This is a genomic window from Streptomyces sp. H27-C3 (assembly GCF_030063415.1).
Taxonomy (GTDB): domain Bacteria; phylum Actinomycetota; class Actinomycetes; order Streptomycetales; family Streptomycetaceae; genus Streptomyces.
Genome location: NZ_JASITA010000010.1, coordinates 22,884 through 47,864, shown reverse-complemented (window position 1 = coordinate 47,864; position 24,981 = coordinate 22,884). Strand labels below are relative to the sequence as shown.

The 24,981-nt window shown below is 67.8% G+C and carries 16 protein-coding genes; 12 read left to right on the top strand and 4 right to left on the bottom strand.

The window, feature by feature from the left end:
- Positions 1 to 61: 61 nt before the first annotated feature.
- Entirely contained in the window at positions 62 to 3,283 is a 3,222-nt protein-coding gene (locus QMK30_RS12005) for a Tn3 family transposase (protein ID WP_283517530.1), read from the bottom strand.
- Between the two features lie 97 nt (positions 3,284 to 3,380).
- Between QMK30_RS12005 and QMK30_RS12000 the strand changes: the two genes are divergently transcribed.
- The 10 genes from QMK30_RS12000 (at position 3,381) to QMK30_RS11955 (ending at position 11,772) form a co-directional block, all read left to right on the top strand.
- Positions 3,381 to 5,093, top strand: a complete 1,713-nt coding sequence (locus QMK30_RS12000; protein WP_283517529.1) for a radical SAM protein — start codon at positions 3,381 to 3,383, stop codon at positions 5,091 to 5,093.
- Positions 5,090 to 5,722 carry a hypothetical protein gene (locus QMK30_RS11995; protein WP_283517527.1) on the top strand — a complete coding sequence of 211 codons (633 nt, stop codon included), beginning with the start codon at positions 5,090 to 5,092 and terminating at the stop codon, positions 5,720 to 5,722. The genes QMK30_RS12000 and QMK30_RS11995 overlap by 4 nt, the downstream gene beginning before the upstream one ends.
- Positions 5,719 to 6,453, top strand: a complete 735-nt coding sequence (locus tag QMK30_RS11990) for a hypothetical protein (RefSeq protein WP_283517525.1) — start codon at positions 5,719 to 5,721, stop codon at positions 6,451 to 6,453. The genes QMK30_RS11995 and QMK30_RS11990 overlap by 4 nt, the downstream gene beginning before the upstream one ends.
- Before the next feature lie 4 nt (positions 6,454 to 6,457).
- The gene (locus QMK30_RS11985; protein ID WP_283517523.1) at positions 6,458 to 7,105 is read left to right on the top strand and encodes a nucleoside/nucleotide kinase family protein; all 648 of its coding nucleotides are present in this window, start codon (positions 6,458 to 6,460) and stop codon (positions 7,103 to 7,105) included.
- On the top strand, positions 7,102 to 7,968 hold the full coding sequence (locus tag QMK30_RS11980) for a protein kinase domain-containing protein (RefSeq protein ID WP_283517521.1): 867 nt from the start codon (positions 7,102 to 7,104) through the stop codon (positions 7,966 to 7,968). Before QMK30_RS11985 ends, QMK30_RS11980 begins: the two co-directional genes overlap by 4 nt.
- 122 nt (positions 7,969 to 8,090) lie before the next feature.
- On the top strand, positions 8,091 to 8,234 hold the full coding sequence (locus tag QMK30_RS11975; RefSeq protein WP_167347301.1) for a hypothetical protein: 144 nt from the start codon (positions 8,091 to 8,093) through the stop codon (positions 8,232 to 8,234).
- A 108-nt stretch (positions 8,235 to 8,342) separates the two neighbouring features.
- On the top strand, positions 8,343 to 8,939 hold the full coding sequence (locus tag QMK30_RS11970) for a hypothetical protein (protein ID WP_283517518.1): 597 nt from the start codon (positions 8,343 to 8,345) through the stop codon (positions 8,937 to 8,939).
- Positions 8,912 to 9,253, top strand: coding sequence for an aKG-HExxH-type peptide beta-hydroxylase (locus tag QMK30_RS11965; RefSeq protein WP_349362066.1), 342 nt, complete (start codon positions 8,912 to 8,914; stop codon positions 9,251 to 9,253). Before QMK30_RS11970 ends, QMK30_RS11965 begins: the two co-directional genes overlap by 28 nt.
- Positions 9,250 to 10,545, top strand: a complete 1,296-nt coding sequence (locus tag QMK30_RS11960; protein ID WP_283517516.1) for a serine hydrolase domain-containing protein — start codon at positions 9,250 to 9,252, stop codon at positions 10,543 to 10,545. Before QMK30_RS11965 ends, QMK30_RS11960 begins: the two co-directional genes overlap by 4 nt.
- A 492-nt stretch (positions 10,546 to 11,037) precedes the next feature.
- On the top strand, positions 11,038 to 11,772 hold the full coding sequence (locus QMK30_RS11955) for a creatininase family protein (RefSeq protein WP_283517515.1): 735 nt from the start codon (positions 11,038 to 11,040) through the stop codon (positions 11,770 to 11,772).
- Here the strand turns inward: QMK30_RS11955 and QMK30_RS11950 are convergent.
- Positions 11,769 to 16,322: a sacsin N-terminal ATP-binding-like domain-containing protein gene (locus tag QMK30_RS11950; protein ID WP_283517513.1), complete on the bottom strand. Its 4,554-nt coding sequence runs from the start codon at positions 16,320 to 16,322 to the stop codon at positions 11,769 to 11,771. The genes QMK30_RS11955 and QMK30_RS11950 overlap by 4 nt on opposite strands.
- Before the next feature lie 522 nt (positions 16,323 to 16,844).
- Between QMK30_RS11950 and QMK30_RS11945 the strand changes: the two genes are divergently transcribed.
- Entirely contained in the window at positions 16,845 to 17,177 is a 333-nt protein-coding gene (locus QMK30_RS11945; protein ID WP_283517512.1) for a hypothetical protein, read from the top strand.
- 15 nt (positions 17,178 to 17,192) lie between these two features.
- Here the strand turns inward: QMK30_RS11945 and QMK30_RS11940 are convergent, their stop codons facing one another.
- A complete protein-coding gene (locus QMK30_RS11940; RefSeq protein WP_283517510.1) occupies positions 17,193 to 20,495 on the bottom strand; it encodes a type ISP restriction/modification enzyme in 3,303 nt (1,100 codons plus the stop codon).
- 691 nt (positions 20,496 to 21,186) lie between these two features.
- Here QMK30_RS11940 and QMK30_RS11935 point away from each other — a divergent pair.
- Positions 21,187 to 23,268, top strand: coding sequence for an N-6 DNA methylase (locus tag QMK30_RS11935; RefSeq protein WP_283517508.1), 2,082 nt, complete (start codon positions 21,187 to 21,189; stop codon positions 23,266 to 23,268).
- Between the two features lie 10 nt (positions 23,269 to 23,278).
- Here the strand turns inward: QMK30_RS11935 and QMK30_RS11930 are convergent, their stop codons facing one another.
- The gene (locus tag QMK30_RS11930; RefSeq protein ID WP_283517506.1) at positions 23,279 to 24,835 is read right to left on the bottom strand and encodes a serine/threonine protein kinase; all 1,557 of its coding nucleotides are present in this window, start codon (positions 24,833 to 24,835) and stop codon (positions 23,279 to 23,281) included.
- Between the last annotated feature and the right edge of the window lie 146 nt (positions 24,836 to 24,981).

The window sequence follows — 24,981 nt, the reverse complement described above, 5'->3', positions numbered from 1 at the left end:
ACTTCGGCCGGCGCGCAGGCTCAAGCGCCGGTCGCAATCGTCGTACGCAGCTCGCGGTCGGTCAAGCGGCCTGGTCGAGTCCGGCAGCGGTCAGGTCCTGCTCGCGCAGCGGGGTGAAGTCGACGTCGAGTTTCGGGTCGTACGCGTCGGGCTGGATGCCGAGCTCGTGCGTGGAGTACTCGCCGAACCGGTTGATGTGCTCGGTCAGGTACGGCGAGATGTGCGCCAGGTCTTCCGGGTCGATCTCCCATCCCTCCTCCAGCAGCTGCCGCACGATCTCCGCGATGTCCAGGGCGTTGTGGAAGATCACCGCGTTCGTGAGCAGCGCGTTGAACTTCATCGCCTTTTCCTGCTCAATGGGGTCGTTGTCGGCGATGACGCCACGGTTGCCGAAGCCGATCCACTGAGAGAACCGGTTGAACGACTCCACCTTGTTGGTGGCCGCCGTCACCCGCCGGCGCAGCGGTGCGTCGGAGAGGTAGCGCAGGAGCTGCACGGTGCGGATCACGCGGCCGACCTCGCGGAAGGCGGCGTAGGTGGCGTTCTTCCGCGAGCCCGAGCGCAGGCGCTTGAGCAGCGTGGAGGAGGAGATGGTGCCCTCGCGGACGGAGACGGCCACGCGCATCAGGTGGCGGAACTGGGACTCGATCAGGTCGAAGTCGATTGTGTTCTTGCCCGGTTCGCCGAACAGGGCGTCGATGTGCACGTACTCCGTCTGCTTGGAGGGCCGGTAGAAGGTGAGTTCCTTCCAGTTCCTGATCCTGGGCATCAGATCGAAGCCCAGCAGGTGGGCGAGTGCGAAGACAGGGAAGCTCTGGCCTTGGGTATCCGCGTGCACGGTGGTCGGCTGCACCTCGCTGGTGTTCTTCAGCAGGCCCTCGATGATGTAGACGGCCTCCCACACGCCGCACGGGATGAAGTGCGTGAACAGCGCGATGTAGGTGTCCGAGACGTGGTGGTAGGCGATGCCGCCCGGCTTGCCGTACCGGACGCTTGTCTCGGAGAGCAGGTTGTCGAGATAGGTGTCCATGTGGGTGCCGTCCGCCGCCACCACGGTTCCGTCGCCCCACGCCTGCGAGATGTCCAGGCGGGCGTGCGCGTTGACCAGGCCGGCGATCGCCTCGTTCAGCAGCACGATCGAGAAGTGCTTGTTGGCGACGTACGACAGCTCGTGTCCGCTCACGCCGGGGATGTGCCGGGCGGCCTCGTACGGGCCCATGTTGGTGCCCTTGACGAACGTGACGATCACGTAGCGGCCCAAGGGGTCGATGAGCTTGGGCTCGTTGCCCGACGGGGGACCGAAACGGCGCCACCACTCCACCCAGTACGCGGTCCGGGCCACGATCCCCATCAGGGAACGCTCTGGCATCCTGGCCTTGATCTCCTGCTCCAGCCGCTTCGCCGAGGGCCGCTGACCGTCAGCCCTGAACGCCTTCAGCGACGGGATGCCCGTCTCCGGGTCGACGATCAGGCCCTCGTTCTCCGGGTACCCGGCGTCCGCCGCCGCGGCGGCGCCTCGCAGCTTGTCCTCCAGCTGCCGGCGGAAGAACTTCGCCTCGAACTCTGCGGTCTCGCCCTCCTCGCACAGGCCGACCTCCACCAGGTAGGAACCCAGCGTCTCCTGGACGGTCTCCCAGGCCAGCAGCTGCTCGGACCAGTCGGCGTACTCCTCCGAGCCGACCACCGCGACGTCGCCGGTACGCAGCTCCTCCGCCAGCGCGGTGAAGACCATCGCCTCGAAGTGCTTGCGGACGAACTGCCCGGTCCGGGTCTTGTCGACCACGGCCTTGCGCCAGTTCTGGGTGGCGAAGGAGATGTCGACCTCCTTGCCCTCCTCGTTGAAGGCGGTGATGTACTCGCCGCGGGCCGCCTGGTGCCGCTGTGCGTGCGCGAGGGCGTCCAGTACCCGGCTGTCCTCGCTGGTCGTGGTGAACTTCAGCTTGTCGTTGTCGGCCAGGTCGAACATCACCGCCCGGTCCCGGCTGATTTGCCCGTACAGCAGCACTTCCCAGAAGTTCCCGTGGTGGGCGGAGACCTTCTCGATCTGCGCGTACTGCTTGGCGAACCCGCCGAAGCCCTCCACCGCCCGCGTGACCGCGCCGAGCCCGCTGGCCTGCACCATCTGGGCCTTCACCAGGGCGAGGACGGCAGGGGAGACTCGGCCCTCCAGCCGCGTCGCGACCTCGTCCACCGAAGCCTCCTCGTCCAGGCCCTGAAGCGCCTGGCGGGCCTCGGCGGTCATGGCCGCGGCCTTCTCCAACGCCTCCTGGGCCGGGCCGCCCTCGTCGATGTGCTTGAGCACGGTGCGGTAGTTCCCGATCAGGGCCTCGACGATCTCCCGCTCGGCGAGCCGGATCTCCTCCAGCTCCGCCTTGGCCTTCTTGATCTTCGTCGCCACGCGCTTGCAGAACATCGTCGCGAGGTCGTCCCGCACCCGCATCCTCGCCTTGTGCGTCAGGGTCGCGACCAGCGCAATGCGTTTGACAGGGACGAAGTCCCGCAGCTCCGAGGCATCCGCCGCATCCGCCTCCCCGGCAAAGTCGGTGATCTTCCCCGCGGCGACACCGTCCATCCACACATCGGTGTCGCCGAGACTGTCCAGCCATTCCAGACGCTTGGTCAGGTTCTTGAAGTGCGACCAGGTCGGACCCTGCGCGGGCTTCTTCAGCCGGTTGAACAGCGTCGTCCCGTCGCTGTCGCGCTCCTCCAGCAGCCGCATGATCCCCGCCCGCTGAGCGGCACTCATGCGGTCGTGGATGCCCGCGCGGATCGAGGCGTTCACCTCGGTGCGGATCTTCGAGGCCATCTTGTCGAAGGTGGAGAACCCCGGCAGCTCCAGCCCGGCCTCCACCACCTTCTCCAGCGCGATGTTGATCAGATCCGCCGGGCGGTTCTTCGCCGCGGCCTCCTTGCGGATCGACTGCTCGACGATCCCCCGGGCCCTGGCCTGGTCGTACGTCACGCCGACATGCTTGCGGACCAGGCCTCGGTGATACTTGGCCGTCCTCTCCGCCCGGTACACCGGCAGCGTGCCCTCCGGCAGCTCCACCGCCCGCCGCACGAAGTCCACCACCATCTCCGGGACGTCCTCCATTGCCGGGAAACACCCCATGCGCCGGTACGACTTCAGCATCAGCAGCAGGGCCAGCAGATGCTCATCGCAGTCCGTGGCATCGGCCGACCACTCCAGCTCACCGCGAGTCGGCGAGAAGAACAGATGCAACTCGTGCGCGGTGATCAGCCGCTTGAACCGCGGATACGCGGTCCGTTCGATCGATGTCACAACCCACCCCAGGCCCCAGACGACGGTCAGCATCACCACCAACGACACTGAGACGAACGGGTGACGGCCGGGCGTTCAGGGCTTCAAGATCATCCCGTTGCCCCTTTGGCACGTATCTCGGTCACACCCCTTCAAGGGCCGCAAGCTCGCCGTCGAACTCCACGGCGGCGAGCCCCTGACGGCGGGGCGCGAGCAGATCGGCGAGATCCTCGCGGAGCTGGCCGGCCTGCCGCAGGTCGTCCGCGTCAGCCTGCAGACCAACGGTGTCCTGCTAGACGCCGACTGGCTCGACATGTTCGACGCCCTCTGCCCCGACCTCCGGATCGGCATCTCGCTCGACGGCGACGCCCAGGGCAACGCCTGGCGCGTCGGCTACGACGGCAAGCCCGTGTATCCGCGCGTCGCCGCCGCCCTGAACCTTCTCGCGGAGCGGGGCCGGAGCGTCGGTGTGATCGCCGCCGTGACCCCGGTGGTGCTGAACCGCGCCGAAGAGGTGTTGGAACACCTCGCCGGCTTCGGTTCGGTCAACGCGATCAGCTTCGTACCCTGCTTCGACTCCACGATCCGCCGTTCCACGGCCCTGCCGAGCAGGCGCAAGTCGGCGAGCCGACTGCTTCAGCAGGCTGCCGTGAACGAAGCCGATGGCCCGGCCTGGGCGATCCATCCCGACGAGTACGCCCAGTTCGTCCTCACCGCCACCGCCCACTGGATCACCGCCGGGCACTTCACCCGCATCAAGCTGGAACCGGCCGTCTCCACGATCCGGCGATTACGAGGTCTGACGACGGGGTTCTGCCACTTCTCCGACCTCAAGTGCGACCACGTCTTCACCCTCTACCCCGATGGCCGCCTCGGAAGCTGCGACGAACTGCCCTGGCCCCAGGCCCGCCTCACCCAGCTGGAGTCCACGGCCGACGAGCACGAGGTGGTCCGCGCCCAGCAGGACTCCCTCCTCCTGAATCAGGGCAAAGCCCTGATGGACAAGTGCACGACCTGCGACTACCGCACCACCTGCGGCGGAGGGTGCATCGCCACCCGCTGGCGCAGGGACCCGGCCAACGATCACGACGCGTACTGCGACTACCGCATGCGGATGATCGACGGCGTCGCCGCGCTGCTGGCCCAGCCCGCACAACCCGCCGGCGCCTGGTGCCAGAGCCTGCGCTGGCGCCCGCGCACCCCGAACAGCATGCGCAACGTGAACACCTTCCTGACCAGCTGGGATGCTCCCGACCTCGCCCGAGGCGAAGTGAGGCTGCACACCAGTGAGCACGGCAACATCAACACCGTGGGCCTGGCCGGCGTCCACGAGGCCGACGATCTCACCCCGGCCCACCCGATGTGGCGGGCGGCCATCGAACCCGGCGTCTGGCCGTTGGTCGACACGGTCACCCGAGCCTGGGGGCTCGTCACGTACGACAGCTGCCAGGGCCACCAGTACACCGGCGTGGACCTGGCCCCGACGGGTCTACGCATCGGGCTCCTCCCCCGCAACCGCCAGGAGTACGCCCATATTGCTGCGGCACTGTGCCGTGCCGCCACCTTCACAAGCGCCCTCCTGCCCGCAGGCATCGAGGTCAACGTCGGCCGCTCGGAGCTCACCTGCGAGAACACGGGCGCCACCACCCCGGTCCTCGACCTGAGCCTGGACCCCGGCTCCGGTCGGGTGTGGGACGGCTACTTCGACCGCCTGAACGAGGCCACCGCTGTGTTGGCCGCAGCCCTCGACGCCGAGTGCCCCAAGGCCGAATCCGTGTGCGCCTGCCCGCTGCCGGTGTTGCCGCAAGCCCCCGAGGGGGTGCTGCGATGAAGCCCGGCGACGCGGTCACCATCCACCAGCTCCTGGGGCGCATCGCCTACTTCCACACCTTGTTCATCGAACCCGTCCTCACCTCCAGGAAGCAGCCCCGAGCGGGCGAGGCCTGCTGCAACCACAAGGACACCTCGGGATTCGGACAGCCAGACATCGGTACCGTGCTGGCAAGTACCGCTTGGGCAGTCCTAGACGAGATCGCGACCACCCTCGGCAAGCACCTTCGCCTCTGCCCGGACTCCGACCACCGGTGCTGCGCGGCCTGCCGCATCGCAGCCTCCGGCGCCGGCATCGCCCAAGCATGGGCAGTCACCGAACACCGCTCGTACGGCCTGCCGCTACCCGCGGACCCTCTCCTGCGGGCCTGCCGTATCGCGGCCGCATCCCGTCTCGCCCTCGTCTTCGCCCAGCAGCACAAGACCTCGTGCCGCGCCCTGGCCCAGGCCGAGACACCTGATGCTGGCCTGCTGCCCGACAGCGCCACCTTGCCGTTGACCGGAGAACTCCTCGCCCTGTGGCAGGACCCGCTGGCCGCCACCCGCAGCCCGGTCGTCAGCTGGCTCAACCACTGCACGGACCTGAACGACATCCACCACGTGCTCCAACAAGGGGGAACCACGAAGTGATCCACATAGCCGAGACCGTCGGCGTCGGAAGCATCGAGAACTTCCTCAGCGACGCCGAGCGTGCCCACCTCGCCGACCTGATGAACGACGTCCTGACCAGCGGCGGCACCAGCAGCTTCGGTGACGAGCGCCGCACCTCCATCCACGAAATCCCCGGCCACAGCCCCGAACAGGCCATGGCCGTCTACGAGCCAGCCGGACGCGTCGAGATCCCCTCGATCCCCGAGGCCGCCGAGAAGCTCCTGGGTGACGCCTTCGAACGCGCTCGCCCGGCCCTCTCCCGCGTCATGCCCTCGATCACCCTCTGCCGCCCGTGGACGTACATCGAGTACGGCGTGGGCCAGCACATCACCAGCCACCTCGACGGCATCGCCCCCGACCCACTCGCCTGGCCCCGCCAGATCGCCGGCATCAGCGTCGTGATCACCCAGGCCGACGCCGGAGGCGACTTCTACGTCGAGACCGCCTCCAACGACCGGCTGTGGAACGGCAAGGCCCCCGATGCCGCCTCGAACGGCTACGCGGAGGGCATGTGGCTGGCCCACGACGGAGCCGACAACTCAGCGACCTGGTTCCAGCAGATGCCCCGCACCCGCTGGAGCGTCGCCCCGTCCCCCGGAACGGCCCTGCTGTACGGCTCCCAGCTCGCGCACGGAACCCTCCCGGTCACCGCTGGCCGGGTCGCCAAGTTCATCAGTTGGCTCATCGCCGAACCCACCGCGGCCGGGTGAGCGCGTGCTCCTGGCCTTGGAAGGCATAGCCGGCGCCGGAAAGAGCACCCTGCGAGACCGGCTCCTGGCCACCGCCCACGCCGAGGATATCTCCCTCAGCCACATCGGCCAGTTCTCCTGGCTCTCCCACTCGGCCACTCGCACGTTGATCCACCTGCGAGCCGGGCACGGGGGCGACGAGCCGGAGGCCATCGAGGCCGCCGCCCAGGACCTGGCTCTGCACTCCCGCTTCAACATCGCCGTCGCCCTCACCGAGGGCCCGGTCCTCGCCGACCGGCTCACCCTCTCCACCACCTGCCTGCTCGCCCTGCTCCACCGGCAGCCCGCCGACGCGTACGTCGAGCGCCTCGCCGAGCAGACCCAGGCCCGTCCGCAGCTGACAGTTCTGCTGACCACCGAGCCCGACATCTGCCACGACCGCATCACGCGACGTGCGACAGAGCGCCGCTTCACCGAACAGCCCGAGGCCGCTGTACGGCTGACCGACCTCTACCACGAGGCCGCCGACGCCTGGACCAAGGCCACCGGCTTGCCAGTGCTGAAGCACCCCTGCACGACCCATGCCGACCTCGAAGCCCTGGTCGATGCCTGCATGGAGGACCTCCGCTCGGCCGATAGCCCGACGGCCCCGAACAAGGAAGCGAGCCGATGAACCTGCACCCGATGCATCCCGCAGCCTGGGTCCTCGATCAGCTCCGCACGGACGGCTGGCACATCAGCGACCTCCTGGCGTTCACGCGGGCCAGCACCCTGGTCAGAGCAAGCCGCCCCAGCCAGGAGGACGTCGTACTCAAGGCGGGGTTCGGCAGCTACCACGTCCTGGCCGAGCTTGACCCCAGCGAGAGGCTCGCCGCGTACGGCTTCTACTGGTACGCGCAGATGACGGAGACCGAACGCGCCCTCACCCGCGAAGACTTTGGCCACGAGGCGGAGCTGACCGCCGCCGCCGGAGGAACCGATCACATCGTCCCGCTGCTGCAACAGGGCAGCTCGGTTCGGTTCGACTGGTACACCATGCCGCACTGCGACGGCGGGAACTTCCGGGCCTTCATGGCCACGTCCAAGGACACCGGTAAGGGCCTCAGCATCCTCGCCGACGTCGCCGGCGGCCTGGGCAACCTGCACCAGCGTGGAATCGTCCACCGCGACGTCTACCAGGAGAACATCCTCATCGACCAGGGTCGGGGCCTGATCACCGACCTCGGAGCCGCCCGCCGCCTGTCCACCCCGCGCGGGCCTGAACACCGCGGCCCCGAGGTCCACTGGCCGCCGGAGTACCTCACCGGCTACCACGAGGCCACCCCGGCCGCCGACGTGTTCAGCCTCGCCGTCCTCATCTACCGGTACCTGTGCGCGGACATCCCCCGCCTCGCCGGCCGCACGAAACTCCCCCTCATCCTCGAGCCGCTGCGCAGCATCGTCACCGCCGCGCTCTCCGACGACGCGGGTGACCGCCCCGCCATGGACGACCTACACACCGCGCTCCGCACAGCGGCCGACCTCCACCAACGCTGATCAACGCGAGGGAGCCCCTCATGCCCAGGGCGAGAGCACCGCCGCGCACCCGGCACCACCGCAGAGCAAGCGGAACAAGCGGAACAAGCGGAAGCCAACGAGACCGAAAGGCGGAACACCTTATGAACCAGGACCGCATCGCCGACTTCCTCGCCAACGTCGAGGACCTGCGCGGCGAGGACGAGACCGTCCGTACCACCGCCCACACCTCCAGCGTCTCGGCCGAGGGCTGGCCGGCGGCCGAGGCGGAGACCACCACCGCCTGAACCACAGCCGCCCGGCGCGCTGAACGCAGCAGGTGAACACACCTGGGGCCGGGCCGTCAGCACCTGCGGCCCGGCCCCAGGCCCACCACCGAACAGGAGAGCCGCCTCATGCACGTCCTCGCCGACCTCTTCGCCCTCCCGCCGATCGGCCGTCTGCACCACGAGCGGACGCAGCGCATCCACGCGATCATCCGCCCCGGAGCCCAGGCGCCTCAGCCCAGCACCAGTACGGCGGCCGACTTCTGCCTGGCTCACCACGCCCTCGAAGGAGCCGAAGCAGCCGCCCGCGCCAGCGATGCCTCGACCTTCGACTGGTACGTCGCCCACCCCGACGCGGGGGCCACCACCAACTCCGTCCCCACCGCCGTCGGCGCCCGCGTGGTCGTCACGCCCATACTCGCCGACCTGCCCCGATCCGCGATTTCCGAGACCCCCTACTACGTCCTGGGCCCCGGCACCGAAGCCGCCCTGCCCCACCTGTGCAGCCTCGCGGCCGACGCGTACGCCAGCGCCGCACGAGCGGGCTTCGGCGACCTGCTAGCCGCGCACGCAGTCGTCCTGTGCCTTCTACGGACGAAGAACCTCGGTGAGACCCTCGACAGCTGGAGCATCAGCCGCCTGCCGGGCACGGTCTTCATGGACCACGTCGACGACCCGGTGGTCCTGGCCCGTGACTCATCCACGAGGCTGGGCACAACTGGCTGAACGACGCGCTCGCGGCCACGGGATGCAAGATCAGCGACACCGTGCACTTCTACTCCCCGTGGAAGCAGACGAAGCGGCCGGCGTTCGGCTTCCTCCACGCCTGCTGGGCGTTCCCGCTCACCATGCTGTTCACCGCGCACGCGCTGACCAGCACCACGGGAGACTTGCACCGGTTCCTGACCGCATACCTCGACAAGCAGCGAAGCCTCCTCGCCGGAACCGCTCCCGATCATGCCCGCGCTCTGGAGCTGATCAGCGACGATGGTCTCCGCTACCTCCTCGCTGCCGCCCACCGCCAGGCACTCGCCCTGTGAACGCGGCCCGCGACGAGGAGCCCGGCCTGTCCCTGCTAGTCCACCGGCCAGGCGAAGAGCCCGCTCTTCTGCACACCGGTCTGGCTAGCCTCGAACACGGACTGCCCATCGGATCGGACACCAGCTTCAACGTCGGCTCGGTCGCGAAGCAGATCACCGCCCACCTGATCCTGATCGCCGCGCACGACAACCTCCTGCACCTGGATCAGCAGGCCGCGGACCTGCTGCCCCGACTCAAGATCAGCGACGTCACCATCGCGGACCTGGTCACCCATCGATCGGGCATACGCGACGCCGAGTCCCTGCTCTCCCTCGCCGGCTTCCGGGACCTCGACCACTACACGGCCGACGACCTGCGAACCCTCGCCTACCGCCAGGACCAGCGCGCCGTCCCCGAAGGCCACTTCCTGTACAGCAACACCAACTACCTCCTCCTGGCAGAGATCCTCGAAACGGTCCACCGCACCACGCTGTCCGAACTCGCCCGGCACCGCATTTTCGGCCAGCTCGGCATGCACGCCACCCACTTCAAGACGGACCCGCGCCAGCTCATCCCCGAAGCCGCATCCGCCTACCAGGCCACCCAGCACGGCTGGCGGCACACAGAAGTGCCGGTCACCCTGCCCGGCCCCGGAACCCTATGGACCACCGTCGGCGACCTCGACCGCTGGCTCACCCACCTCCACCAGCACTGGCAGCACCCCCAACAGCTCCCCTGGCAGGAAACGGTCGCCTACGAGCCCAGCGACCACGAGCCCTATCTCTACGGCCCCGGGCTCTACGCCGACGCCCGCCCCGGGCGCACTGCTGTCTTCCACTACGGCCACGAACAGGGCTTCTCCGCCGCTGCCCGCGTGGAAGCATCAGGGCTACGCGTGATCGCCCTGTCCAACAACGCCGGGCTCTCGGCCGACCGTGTCACCGCCGCCATCCTCCGGGACCTCCACCAGCAGCCGACGCTGGCCCAGAACGAAGCCCTCGTCCGCGCAGCAGCCCGGGAGCGAGCCCCAAGCACTGGCATACAAGATCAGCCCACACCCGACTACCTCGGCCAGCACACAGAGCTCGGCACCTTCGCCTGCGACCAGGCCCCCGGCAGCCTTCGCCTCACCCGCAGAGCCGACGCTCTCCACCTGTGGCGCCGAGGGACATGCGACCAGCTCACCCCCACGGGCTTGGGCATCTACGCCGGCAACGGCTACACCCTCACCGTGCCCAGCAGCACAGACCAGGTCGACCGCTTCACCCTCGACCTCGACCGCGCCCCCGGACTCACGTACATCCGCCAGTAGTCACCACCGCAAGGCGCCATCTGACTTCCCCACCCACAACCGGTGAAGACGCGAACCGAACTGGAGACTCCTGATGCTCAACCACCTGGTGATTCCCGGGATCGCGGCGTACGCCCACGAAGGTCTGCCCACGCCCGCCCAAACCGATGACTCGAACGCGTGGGTCGACGGTGTCTGCTGGCTGTACTGCGGCCAACGCCGGACACGCGTCTTATGGATAGGGCCAGCGAGCGTCGCGGGCATGCAGGCGCCGATGTTCGCCTGTGACCCCTGCATCTCCGAACTCCACGAGCGGGTATGGCAGTCCATCCGCCTCAGAGACGAACCACACCGGAGCAGCACCCGCACGCGAATCGAGGTCGACGACCATCCCCGCCCCCGCGGTGGCCGCCACCGAGCCCGCAGTAGTTCCCTGCGTGCATGAACCACAACACCTGCCTGACCAGCGATGGCGGATGATGATGGCCGAGCGAAGCCGACCCAGGGAGTGCCGTGAACCTGCTGCCGACTACCACCAGAGGGGACATCGCGGAGCTTCAGCCGCGCGTCGCAGTGCTCCCCGTCGGCTCCTTCGAGCAGCATGGCCGCTACCTCCCACTGATCACCGACACGGCGATCGCCTGCACTATCGGCCAGGCGATCGCCGACGCGTATCCCGTGCACATGCTCCCGCCGATCACGATGTCCTGCAGCCACGAGCACGCCGCGTTCCCCGGCACCGTCAGCATCAGCGCGAAGACCCTCTACGCCGTTATCGACGACATCCGGGCATCCCTCGCCCGGTCCGGCATAAGGAAGCTCGTGATCGTCAACGACCACGGCGGCAACTACGTCCTGTCCAACATCGTCCAGGAAGCCAACGTCGACGGCCCCGCCGTCTCCCTCTTCCCGCTCAGCGCCGACTGGGACCGCGCCCGCGACCACGCCGGCCTGGTCTCCGACCGCCACGCCGACATGCATGCCGGCGAGATCGAGACCTCCATCCTCCTCCACGCCGCCCCAGAGCTCGTGCGAGACACCGATGCCGACCATGATGGCGGCCCCCGCCCCTTCCTCCTGGTCCAGGGGATGAGCGCGTATACCGAATCCGGCGTGATCGGCTTTCCGTCCTTCGCCACTGCGGGCAAGGGCAACGCCGTGCTGGCCAGCCTCACCGATAGCTTCGCAGACCACCTCAAAGTCCTCGGTGCCACCTCTTGGCACGGGGGCCTCGGCGAGGGTGGCTAGGACGGCTGCTCTCCAGGTCCGAATGTAAGGACGAGGCTTCCGGTCTTCTTGATCCCGCTGAGCAGGACATTCCCGGTGGGGCGGATGCGGAGCTGACTCAGGGGATCCGGGATCAGGCGCAGGGTGGGCTCGGAGCCCGCAGCGAGTCCGGAGGCCACCACCAGAAAGAAGGCGTCTCCAGAAGCGGCCCGTTCGCACTCCGCTGCCGTCAGAGTCACTGTGTCCTGTTCGGGTCCGTACGTTGTCTTGAGCTCGTAGAACCGGCCCAGACCGTCCACGGCGTCAGCGCCCACGCCGTGCTGGGCCCGCAGGTCACGCAGCCAATCCGGTTCCTCCTCTGCACCAAGGACCTTGCGCAGCAGGTCCAGGGCGACCCTCTCCTGCCGGTCGACGTCGTGCGCGGGTGGCATCGGACGCGGGCCCGGCACGACCGGCACCGGAGCAGGCTGGGCGAGGCCGGACCTGGCCGGGGCCTGTCCACCAGACCCGGCGACCCCGACATCGCTGGACGGTGTCACCTGGGTGGTCCGCCGGGTGCTGACCAGGCGGACGGCCGCCGGATCGACGAACTCGCGTGGTGCCGGGACGGGTACGTGGGGGACCTGGTGGGCAGAGGGAGGGGACGGTGACGGCCGGGCGGGTGGCCTTGCCGCGGCCTTGGTCTGAGCCTGCTTCAGGTCCTGCTCCATCGATGCGAGTCGTAGATCGAGCTCGGCGTCCGTCGCTGCCTGATCCCGTTCAACCTGTTCTTCGGCGAGCCTGAGCAGTACCGCCGCGCGTCCCCGTTCCGCCTCGTCGTAGGCAGCTGCCCAGGAGTTGGCGACCTCGCGTCTGTCCTGGGTGAAGCGTGTCGCGATGGCCCGGCCCACCTCTGAGGGCCGGCCCAGAAGGCTCGGGTCCACCGTCCACAGCGTGCGGGACTGCAGGTCGAGGGCGGTACGGACCTGACCCCGGGCGGATTCGCCACCGGGGAGGGTGACGAGGCACTCCAGAGACGAGGTGAACCGCACACTGACGTCGACGAGGTCTTCCCAGGAACAGTCAAGCGATCTCGCCGCTGATAGGGCGTTGCGCTGCAGGTCTTCCCGCAGCAAGGCCAGCGCCGACCGCGCCAGGGCGGTCGCGTCCTCGTCGATGGGTGCGTCTCCGCTGGGGCTGAAGGTAACGCTCTTCGCTCCCAGCTCGACCACGCGGAGCGGTCCCAGGAGAGCACGGAACTGTTCGAGCTCCGCACCCGGCAGCCATACCGGTATCTGGGAGCCCAGTGCTTCGGCCAGCATCGCGTCGGCCGCGTACACCGGGCGTTTCGTGGTCCAGCCCTTACTCGTGCGCAGCGGCAGTTTCCCCAGGAGAGAGGCGGTCACCGAATCGGGCCGGCCACTCGCCATCTGCGCAAGCATCTGCAAGGTCTGGAGCATGACGGTCTCGGATTCGGGATCGACCGATGCCTGCGGACCTCGCTCCTGCTTCGCCTCCCGGGCCACTTCCCTGACGACCCGTACCGCGTCCTGGACACCGGCCTCCGGTACTCCCAGAGTCTCCCAGAAGCCGTCACTCCCCCTAAAGGAAGGCGCAAAGCCAGCCCAGCGGCCGAAGACCGGCAGACCACGGAGACACTCAGCCGGCCGACGCCAGCCCAAGGAGGTAAGGACCAGTCCTCGGTCCTGCGCGAAGGCACGCACGACCGTGGCAGTCACTTGCGGGGCGTCCTTCCCCCTGTGGGCGGCCAGGCGCTCAGCGAGCGCCCGGTACAAGAGCTGCGCCGCCGGATGGTCGGGGCCATCGCCTTCCTTGCCTCGCAGCCTGCGCAGCGACTCGAGGAGGTCGTCGATGCCCGGCTCGCCAGTGACCCCCAGAGCGACCAGGACCTCTCCTCGCCTGCCCACCGCTTGTTGGAGCTCAGGGTGCAGGAATCCGGTGCTGTCCGTGCCGTAGACGGCGACCGTACTGGTCGTACGCTCGCGCAACTGGCTGGGAGCAGTCGGGACACCCACCTGGTTGTCCAGCCATGCAGTGGTCTTCAACTTCCACAGCCAGAAGCCGTCCGTCTCCCCACGGGCGATCCACTGCTGGTAGTCGTACACCGCGCGCACTTTCCGGTGCTCGGACAGGACGCCCCAGCCCCGCCCCAGCACCCGCAGAAGCGCGGCGGCCCGCCGCCGTCGTACGTGCTCGTCCGGCTCTGCGGCAATGTTACGGATGACGGCCATCAGATCAGGGCTGTCGCAGTCCGCCAAGGTGTACGTGGCCGACCGGCTCTGCAGGTCCTTCAAACGCTCGGAGGGGCCGCCCGTGATCCGGGCCGGCAGCCCCTCATTTGGAATCGAAGCGTTGAACCGGTGCTCAGTGCCGGGGTGCGGCCGGAGCCGAGGGCCCTTCTCGGCACCGAGCAGGTGGAGGAAGGCCCGGGCGCCCAGACCGGTCCCCGCCCCGGGCAGAACCTTGGCGTAGCGGGGCAATAGCCACGCCAGGCCAACGGCCGCACCCGCGGCGGTCTCGAAGCTGTCCTCGCGGTCCACGCTGTCCAGCCGGGCCGGGAGGTACGCCTCGGCGGGACGGACCTTTGTATCCTCCCGATGGCCCTTCGGCCCAAAGCGGCGGCCCTGCAGCAGGATGGCGCGGCCCGCGTCCCGCCCCAGCCGTTCCCGCTCCTTCTCGGGAACGTGCAGGAAACCGTTGCGCAACGCCACCAGCTGGTCATCCTCCAGAAACAGGGGCGCGGCCGAGCCGTTGGCACCACGAGCAGCGAGCAGCCGGATGGCGGGCACCGGATCCGCACCGGTCACGAATACCTTTTGCTGGCTCAGCCACGTACGTACCCTGCCTGCTTCCGAGTTCTCAGCGAGGAACGCGGAGTGCAGGGCACGGCTGAGCCCGAGTACCTTCGAGAGCCCTTGGGCCTTGTCGGTGAAAACCTCGGCGGCTCCGGTTGCCGGTACCCCGTGCCGTGCCCCAGAAGCATCAACCAGCCAGTCATTCCGTCGGAGTGCAAAGGTCTCGGTGTTGGCAATCGCCACTGCGGCAAGCGCGACCGTCGCCTCCGGGCTACGGGACTCGTCCCCCAGGAGGGTGTGCAGAGCCATCGGGACGCTGACGGCCGCGGGCGCCGCGCCGCCATGGCCGGCCCAGTCCCTGAGTAGGTCCTGCCACCGGCCGGCTCCGTCTCGCGCCGACTGGGGCAGGACTGCCGTTCGCCGGGCTACCTGCGCAATTTCGGACTCCGAGAGCACGCTGGCGAGTGCCTCGTCGCAGACCGCAAGGTCTGCAAGGCCGAGATCGCCGTGGCTCACCGTCTGAAGGCGGAGTTCGTGGGACACCTTTTCGCGGGCCAATGTCAGCAGCTGCTTCTCCAACTTGCGCACCGGGCCCTTCGGCGCCTGTACGTCCTCAGGCAGCGGCAGGCACTGCCAGGCCACGGCCGGGTCCAGCCGGAGCTGGCGGATCATCGCTGCTGCCCAAAGATCGGCCAGCAACGGACGCAGCGCCCCGTTCCACGAGGTGTCGTTGAGCTGTTGGCGGCTCGGGTTCGGATCGAACTGGGCACTCACCCTGAGCGGGAGGCCAAGCTCGATGACGGGCAGTCCGACATGCACCTGCCCGGGAACCCCGCGGTCCACGGCCTGCTGCAGAGGTAGTGCGACGGCCAGCCCTGTCGTTTCACCTGCGGCCTTGCGGATGCGCGGGACATCCGGCGGACTCGGCACGGTGGCGCGGCTGACCTGCCACGACGTACCGTCCGTTGCCTGAGCTGTACGAACGCCAACCATGGTGTCCCGACCGTCGACGGTCGCTTCATAGGTGCCGCGTTCGGTCCACTTCAGAGCGAGCTGGCTGCGTACGCTCCCGTCCTCCCGCTGATGCAGGACTGTGCGGACGTGGTCGAGGAACAGCAGCGCCTCATCGCCCCACGTGTTCAGCCAGTCGTCCACGTCGCCGCCCTGGACTTCAGTGGGTGCGGCGAGCGGGATACGCAGGACCGTCCAGCCGTCATCAGCAAACGGGGCAGGAACCGGGAAGGGGTCGGCGAGGGACACGTCGGGGTCGCCGATCCGGACTCGGTAGAAATCACAGAACACTTCCAGCACAGGTGAAAGCCGCCGGAGGGTCATGAGACCGATGCCGAACCTGCCCGTGGCGTCCGGGTCGTCGGCCTTGCTCGTTAGCCACGGCATGGCCAGCGCCATTACGTCGGGCAGCCTCACTGGACTGCCGTCGTGCGCCACCAGCAGTTCCGTCTCCCGCAGCAGAATCCTGACCTGGGAGGCTCGGAGATCATCGGCGTTCTGCACGATCTCGGACAGTCCTTGCAGAGGGTCAGTTGAAAGATCCCCAGCGTTGTCCCGCTGCTGGCGCAACCCAAACCGCATCATTCCGGGAAGGCCCGCGAACAGTTGCCCGAGCCGTTCAACAGCCGCACAGGTCGCCTCTGGACCGACTGGTTCCGCCACCTCTGCCCCGCCCGCGAGTCCCTCCCGTTCGAAGAGCTCCTCGGCCGCCTGTACCGCACACGCCACTTCGGCCGCACTCGACTCGGCGCGCTCAGCACCCATGCCCCGCCCCCTTGGTTTCCCATCCCCCCGAGCACCGATCGTAGATCGTCAACGGGGATGAGGGACGAGAACAGCAGACGAGCGTGACACCCTTGCCTGGCTGATAGCCAAGCAGAACGCGAAAGTGCGTGGTCTCATTTCGAGTCTAATTCGCCCGCGTCCAAAGCCTTCCAGAATCCCGGCGGCCAAACGCTCCGCCGCAGGTCGGGGCCACGCAGCCGGGCGGCCTACGCCACTCTCCAGCACCCTCTTCGTCGTCGCCGAGTCAATTCTGGCCCCAGTTGCGCTTCCGCGCCCCAGTTCGCCCCAATGTCCGATCGTCGACACCTTCAAACAATTGCTCGCGTAGCGCGCCCGCAGGAGCCCTCCGCAGAGCCCTGAGCAGGCCGGAGGCCCCGATCCGGTCCAGGTGCCATTTGGTCGGAATCAGTCCTGATGTGCAGGACTGTCCCCACTGCTGCTAGACATGGAACCGTGCACTCAGATCTCTCCCCTTCGCAGCTTCAACTTCTACACCACCTCATGACCGCCGAGATTCCATCTGCCGATGCGATAGCGGTGGCAGTCCGGGATCTCGACGAGACGAACATCGCTGGCGACGTGCAGACTCTCAGCTGGATGGGCCTGCTGGAAGTCACGGGTGAACGTATCTCCATCAATCCACGCGGCAGGGCGGCCTGCCTCGAAGCCGAGTGCGCCACTCTTGGGAAACGTCTGGTCGAGGTCAGCGTCTTCGCGGACGAGCTGCAGCGCCGTACCCCGTCACTCAGCACGGAAATGCATGCGCTCCGTCAACTCGCAGAAGGGGTGTGGAGCATGACGGAGGCGACCGCGTACCTGGAGCGCCGGGCGTAGGAGGCTGAGGCGCCCCTACGGCTCCTCGCCCACGTGCGGGGGAAACTCGACTCGCCGGTGGGGTTTGCGTGCCTTGGCGGGTACCGGAAGGATGCCAGCCTTCTCCAGGTCGGCTGCCGTGACCGTGGGAGCAGCGAGGATCCGATCCAACAGGTCCTGCTGTGCCGGAGCGAGGTCGACGAGCCGACGCAGTACGGAGAGCAGTTCCATGAGCTCGCGGGACCAGTCGGCCGGCCAGGACTCGACATGCAGATCGTCCAGGGGACTGGTCTTACGACTGTTGGGGCTTGCCTTGCGGTAGCCGAACCACTTTTTGACGATTTGCATGCCGCCGACGTCGTAGTTCCACACCTCTGCGGGGACCGGACTGACGTATCCAGCACCCAGGTGCAGGGTCCCGTTCATTTCGGCGTAGCGGATCTCTGCGGGAACTTCCGTCCCGATGTGCTGGTCGTATCGGAGCCGGCGTGGATCACCCTGCGGGAAGAGGACGTCGCCGGCTGGCCGACCGTCTTCCGGATCTACGTACCGTTCCCCGTAGGTCGAGGCCCACAAGAGCTGGCTGCCCAGTTGTACCGCCTCATGCCACATGGCGGGATCACGGGTGAGCGGAAGCCGCACGCCCGGGGTGAGGAGTTCTTCGGTGAACCGCTTGGTGAATCCGGCGTGGCCGGCGACAGTCGCCGCGTACGCAGCCAGATCGTGCACCGTGATGTGGTCCAGGCCGAGTTCGCCAGCGAGGTACGTGAGGAGGCGAGGGTGCACGTTGGGGGTGCCGTCTGGATGGAGGATCGGCATGATCTTGCCACCGCGGCCGTTGAAGTGGTGGGTGTCGGGGAGCAAAGCGGTAGCGACGATCGCTGGCCCGGTCTCGATCTCATGCGAGGACTGCTGGTTCAGGAAGAGCTGACCCGGCTGCATGGCTTCCCACAACTCAGGTCGGGGGCGGTCGACGACACGGCTGTCAGAGATCAGCCACTGGCGGTCGAAGCTGCGCATAGCGATGGGTACCACGTCAGGCGTCAGGTCTGTTTCGGCCGCGAGTGGCCGGAGGTGCTCAGGCTGTCCGTACAACGGAGCCCTGCTGGCGTGCAGCGAACGGTCTTCTGTCTCCTTGAGTAGTTCCGCCTTCTTGACCAGGTCGTCCTCATGGATCAGCCGTGCCCATCGCTTCTCAAGTACCTGCTTGCTCGGGCCGTTCACCCACGAGCGGTTGGCCTTGATGCCCGGGTTTCCCCAACGGAAAAGATCGTCGAGAGCGGGGTAGTCCTCCCACCCCGTCTCGGTCGTCGGGCGGAAGGGGCGGATGGCATCCGTGTGCGTATCCTGCCAACCGTCATCGTCCAGTCGGATCTCTTTGAGCTGGCGGTATTTGACTGCCCGTTTGCCGTGCACAGCGCGGTAGTGGATACGGGCTGGCCGCGCAGGGTCGGTGTCCTTGTTGCGGACGAAGATGCAGATGGCCAGCGGCTGGGCGACGCCGGGGAAGATCCGACTGGCCACGTCTGGGCGGTGCCCTTCCGGAGACAGGTCGATGATCCAGCCCTCGTCACAGGTGCGCCGCAGGTAGTTCCGCATGCCGCGCCCGCCCGGTCCGGTGGTGAAGCCGGAGGGGGTGATGAAGCATACGACCCCCTGCTGGTCCTGCGGATGGGCGTCGAATACCTTCCATGTCGCCCAGCGCCAGAAGTAGACATACAGGTTCTTGAGCACGTGCTCATAGCGACCGTTGCCGGACCACTTGAAGGCCTCGATGGGGGCAACGCCCTGAGCGGAAGTTCCCTTCTCGATCCAGCCGCCGCGCCCCTTGGCCTTGTCGTCGTAGGGCGGATTGCCGATCGCAACGGTGACGGGCGTCTTGGCTTTCACCTCGTTCGCCCGCTTACGGGACTCCGATATCACCCCGTATGTCGAGGCGAGAGATTCCTCAGCCAGGTAGGGGTCGTCCAATGTGTCGGTGACGAACAGCTTCAGGCCGTCCGGCGGTGCAACTGCTTGATGCCGCTTTAGCAGGTCCGAAGCCCGTAATTCCGCGACAGCGAAGGGGCCCATCTGCAGCTCGAAACCAATCAGACGCTTCGCCAGACTGCCAATCGCGTCCGGTGTCGCCCCCGGTCCGATGTTCTCCGCTGCCCAAGCGGCTACATGCTCGATGACCGCGTGAAGGTACGTGCCCGTCCCCATCGCCGGATCGACGATTCGCACGCTCTCGTCCGCGTAGCCGTCCGCACGCCCCAGGCGGGTACGCAGGACGTCCTCAGTGAGGCGCACCATCTCCTCGACCACTTCGCGCGGGGTGTAGTACGAGCCGCTCTTCTGCCGCAGCTTCTCGTCATACACCTCCAGGAACGACTCGTACAGGTGCAGGTACGCGTCCCTGCGGCCCTTGCGAATCGCGGCCCAGTCGACCGCGTCGATGACTTGGATGAGCAGGTCGAGGCTGACCTCGAAGCTCACCGTGATGTTGTCGGTCAGGAGCTGGAGAGCTTTACCCATCAGGGCATGTCCGGCATCCAGGCGCCGGCCGACCTCATGCAGCCCCACCCCCTTCAGGGAGATGCCCTCCGTGCGCGCGAGCAGCAGCGCGAAAGTCACCGTCTGGGCGTATCCATCAGCGAACGTCGCATCGTCCGCCGTCGGAAAGAGCAGTCTGCGCCAGTCGTTCTTCAGCCCAGTGAAACGCAACTCCTCGGGACGCGCGCCTTCCGCCGCATACTGCCCCTCGAAGTCCAGTTGTTCCAGGACCGCCGCCCGCAGAAGGCGGCACAGCGGGGCAGTGCGTCGGACCAGTGCGGAGGCTTGACGGATCGGCTCGGGAACCCAGTGTAGGAAGGTTCGCAGGAGACTGCTAAATGCGGCAGGCTCGCGGGCGGCCAACGCCCGGCCCGCAGTCGCCAAATCACCCTCGAAGATGACCGGGGTGCCGATCAGCTCTCCGGTGCGGAAGAGCCGCCATTCCGTGCCGTTTGTGTAGAGCACGTTCGGCAGGTCGCGCAGTCGCTCCCACTGCGTCTTATTGCGCCCGGTGAACTTCGCTGGATCAACAGGGTGACCGGGACGCTTGACCTCGATGTAGCCGACGATGTCGCCATGCACCTCGACCGCATAGTCGGGGCGCACCCCCACGTCACGCAGAGGCGTTTCGGAGTGCCACAGAACTCCGTCCATGGCATCGTGACTGCCAACGGTCTCCAGGAGCTTCTGCAACGGCGGGCGGATCGACGCCTCCGGATCGCCCGGGCCGTTCACCATGTCTTTGCACGACGCACCGAAGGTCGATATGGCCTCCGTGAGCCAGTCGGACTGCTCCTGCGTCACTGCCGCACCCCCACGCACTGCCGATCATGATCCAAGGAGTATGTCAGGCATGCCAGATGCTTGGGACCACATCAACTCAGTCTATTTTCAGCCACCTTGGCCCGACAGCTAACGGTGTTGACGGTTCTCCTGGCGCCCGCCGGGGCGCGGAAACCGAACAGGAGTCGGCCCTCTACAGCTCCACAGCCACTGGCATGTGGATCAGCACGGCCCAAAGCCGCTGGGCCGTACTTCATCTACACGGCCGCCATCGCCTGCTCGCTGCGCACGGTGCTCCCGATCGTCGACCTGACCGACGGCGAGGACGACAGGCCGACCGGTCACCGCTCGTTGCTGCACGGGGTGAAGCCGGTGGACGAGGGGCACCTCACCGAACCGGCAGAGGCCGGCACCGCGCCCTGCGGGCGCTCGACCGGATGGCGGCAGGCATGGCACCGTCCAAGATCACAGTCTGCGCTGGTTTCAAGACGCCGACCTGGCCGCTGAGCGGCGCCTGCCCTTCATTGCGTGCACTCGCGCGAGAAAGACACGTGTCGCACAACGGGCGGGCAAGTCGGACCACCGGATCCGGTGGATGTGCTCAGCACCCTGGATCGATACACTGAAAACAAAGTCAAACTACAGAATGCGTGCCGGGCCTCTTCGCTCATGCGGGACGGCTGCCGACACCTGGCGTTCCGGGAGGAGCGAGATGGCCCAACGTACGGATCAAGTGTCGGTAACCCTGGCGGCGATCGCCCGTCTCGCGGGGGTCGGCCGCGCGGCGGTGAGCAACTGGAGGCGCAGACACCCGGACTTCCCCGAACCGGTCGGCGGCACGGATGCGAGCCCGCAGTTCGCCCTGGAGGCGGTCGAGGAATGGCTGAAGCGGAATGACAAGATCGCTCCAACGGCGGGTCCGCTGGAACGGTTGTGGCCGCGGGTCGCGGACCTGGGGGACCGAGACAGGATGGGCCGAGTCGTCGCCGGTCTCGGCAAACAACTCGCCGACGCGTCGGTGGCCGATGAGGATGCGGCTGCTGACCGTGCGGACCAAGGCGTACCGCTAGATCCGGCGGAGCAGGCGCTCGTGGACGAGGCCGTGCGCATGGCCAGTGTCGAGGGTGGAGCCGAGACCTTCCGGTTCCTGCTCGACCGGTGGCTGGGCACGCACGTCCGCCAGATCGCCACCACGCCGGCCCCGCTCGCCACCCTGATGGCTGCCATCGCGGCTGAGGTGCGCGGCGCGGACCCGGTGCGGACGGTGGCCGATCCCGCCTGCGGCACCGGCACACTGCTGCTCGCCGCGGCCCACCAATGGTCCGAACCAGAAGCGGGCGGGAGCGAGCTCCGCCCTCTTGGGCTTCTGGGGAACGATGCCGACCCGGTTCTATCCTCGGTCGCAGACGCCAGGCTGATCCTGGAGGTCGGACAGCAGGCGTTGGTATCGGTCACCACCACGGACACGCTGCGGGACACGATCGGCCCGCCGTCCGAACCGGTCGACGTCGTACTCTGCAATCCGCCTGCCAACGAACGCGACTGGGGCCACACGGAACTCGCCACGGACCAGCGCTGGACGTACGGACAACCACCCCGCACGGAATCGGAACTGGCCTGGGTCCAGCACGTCGTCTCCATGCTGGATGAGGGCAAGGGCGCCAGCGTCACCGGCTATGGCGGTGTGGCTGTCGTCCTCCTGCCTCCGGGGGTGGCCGCCCGCCGGGCCGGGCGGCGCATCCGTGCAGGTCTGCTCCGGGCTGGTGTGATCCGCGCGGTGGTCGCTCTGCCTGCCGGGTCCGCGCCGCCCTACGGAATTGGACTGCACCTGTGGGTCCTCGCCGCACCCGCGCCGCGCCCCCAAGACTCGGTGGTCCTGGTGGACACGTCGGACTGCCGCCACACACCATCCACAGTTTCGGCTTCCCGCCTACCGGCCATCGACTGGGATGCGATAGGAGACCGGGTTCTCACCGCACTTCGGGGCGGTGAACGGCCTGGCAGCGTGTCCGTTCCAGTGACCGACCTGCTCGGCGAGGAAACCGACCTCACCCCGGCCCGGCACGCCGCGGCTGCTGGACCGACGAGGCCGGTGGACCTGCGACGCCTGTGGACCCGGTACGAGAAGGGGCTGCTCGCCACCCAGGACGCGGGGAGGTCCCTGCGCGAATTCTCTGCGGTGCAGGACGCCGTCAGTCACGGCACCGTGAGCGTCGCCGAACTAGAACAGGCGAAGGCCCTCAGCATCCTCTCCGGCAGCGCCTTGCCGGAGGAAACGGTACGGCGGGGCGACGTCCCGGACGACGGGGTCGGACTGGTCACGGGCCTCCTCGCGATCGGCCCGGAAGAACAGCAGTGGCTCGACCGGACTGCCGCCGAACAAGCGGACCAGGACGGGCTGTTCCCGCTGACATCATTCGGTGACGTGGTCGTCGTCGCCACGGCACACGGCTTCGACGCATGGGTCGAGACGGCCGCTCCGCGAGCTCTCGGCCACCACGTGTACCGCCTCCGGGTCGATCCGGACCGCCTCGACCCGTGGTTCCTCGCCGCCTGCTTGCGGGAGAGGTCGAATGCCAGGCGAGCCGGCGCCCACGCTTCGAACGCCTCGCGGGTTGACGTCCGCCGACTCCACGCGCTGCGGCTGCCGCTGCAAGAGCAGCAGGCGTACGGCGAAGTGCACAGGAAGCTGGTCGAGATGGAAAAGGCACTCGCGGAATTGGGGGGCGTCGGACGAGAGCTGAGCGACGGGTTGTCCGCGCTCTTGGCGACGGGGCGTCTGGAGTACCGCTGAGCGTGGCCGCTCAGCCCTGACCGGCGTCCGGCAAGCCGTTCAGGACGACTTCGATCAGTTCCAGGGGACGACAGTCGGAGTGCGAGCAGTCCGTCTCCGGGCACTCGGCCATGAACGCGGCGAGCTCCCGAATGAGCGACAGCAGATGCCGCTGCCCGAGGAGTCCGTCTACAGGAGCGTGGCAGACCTGCGCCGCGCATTGCGCCCACTCGGCGAGAGCCTCGTCCCGTTGGCCGGGCAGATCCATCTCCGATGCTCGACACTCCACCAACCCCAGGCGGGCCGCGAGGAGCGTCGCGAAAGCCGACTCCCCGGGCTGAGCCACGCCCCTCAGGTCACGGACGACGTCCCGGTACCGCTTGTCCGCGCCGACTCCTTCCTGGTGAATCCGCTCCCGGTCAGCGACAAGGACGCGCGCCGTGAGCACATCGGGATCGAACACTCCCCAGCGCCTCTGCGCCGGAGAAAGCAAGTCTGTCAGCCGGTCTGCCACCGGACCCGGCACTGAGCCAGCGCCGTGGATCTCGTCGTACGCCGTGGCGAGGGCATGCTGGAGGCCGTCCCGGTCGACAGCACCCCCGGGGCGCCGAATCCGGGAGCGGCCCCCCGGACGCGCGCCGCGCCTCGGCTCGTGACGAGCCGAGGGTGCCGGGCGACGGAAGGGGAGAGTGAGGTCGGGGTAGACCGCCGGGACCGGCTCGGGGTCGTCGGGTTGGGGCAGGTACGGCCGCAACGCCTCGGCGGCGCTGCGCGCGGAAGGACGCCGAGCAGGGTCCTTGGCGAGCATCCAGTCGACCAAGTCGGCCAGCTGGGAGGGGAATCCAGGCAGAACCCGGTCGAGACGGGGCGGTGGTTCATGCAAATGGGCCTGCGCCATCTGGATGTCACTGGCCGGGTGGACGAAGACCGGCCGGCCTGCCGCCAGTTCGAAGAACAGGCAGGCTACGGCATAGACATCCGCCGCACCCGTGGGGTTCTCCTCCCCGTCGAGGACCTCCGGGGCCTTGTACCCCATGGTGCCCGGGGTCTGCCCCTCGGTGTACCGGGTCGCGTCGTGATCGGTGAGCAGGGCGATGCCGAAGTCGCCCAGGTAGGCGCGACCGGTGGCGTCCTCCAGGAGGATGTTGTGGGGCTTGACGTCACGGTGCACCGTGCCCGCTTCGTGCACTCGGGCCAGGGTCTCCAGGATCTGGAAAGCGACGGAAACCGCCACTCCGACGTGCCTGCAGTTCGTATTCAGGTATTTCCGCAGGTCAGTTCCCTCGATGTACTGCATCACCAGATAGGGGCGGACCCGGAAACGACCGTGGTGCACCAGGAACGGGACGCCTGCACCACCCAGACGCTCGTACAAACCGATCTCCCGCTCGAAGCGCCGCACCTCTGTGAGCGTCGGCTCGACGCTCCAGGCGTCCAGGGCAGACCTTGCGGCGTCGGGAATGAGGAACTTGACGGCGACAACGGAGTTGTCGGTCAGGTCGATGGCACGACATACCGCACCCATCCCGCCCACGGAGGGGGTTCCGTCGATCCGGAAACGTTCATCAATGATCTTGCCGCGCTCCACGTGAACGCCTCCCCGCTCCTGGGTGATCCAGACCGAGGCACAGAGTAGCGGAAACTGACGCACCTTCATGGAATCGCTTGACTTTGTTCACAACAGCGCGTCATGGTTCCTTCCAGAGTCGACCGAGGGACCATCCGACGACCAGC

Coding starts and splice junctions, on each gene's coding strand:
- QMK30_RS11995 (WP_283517527.1), top strand. CDS start 5,090: ATGAAGCCCGGCGACGCGGTCACCATCCACCAGCTCCTGGGGCGCATC.
- QMK30_RS11980 (WP_283517521.1), top strand. CDS start 7,102: ATGAACCTGCACCCGATGCATCCCGCAGCCTGGGTCCTCGATCAGCTC.
- QMK30_RS11975 (WP_167347301.1), top strand. CDS start 8,091: ATGAACCAGGACCGCATCGCCGACTTCCTCGCCAACGTCGAGGACCTG.
- QMK30_RS11970 (WP_283517518.1), top strand. CDS start 8,343: ATGCACGTCCTCGCCGACCTCTTCGCCCTCCCGCCGATCGGCCGTCTG.
- QMK30_RS11950 (WP_283517513.1), bottom strand. CDS start 16,322: ATGGGTGCTGAGCGCGCCGAGTCGAGTGCGGCCGAAGTGGCGTGTGCG.
- QMK30_RS11945 (WP_283517512.1), top strand. CDS start 16,845: ATGACCGCCGAGATTCCATCTGCCGATGCGATAGCGGTGGCAGTCCGG.
- QMK30_RS11935 (WP_283517508.1), top strand. CDS start 21,187: ATGGCCCAACGTACGGATCAAGTGTCGGTAACCCTGGCGGCGATCGCC.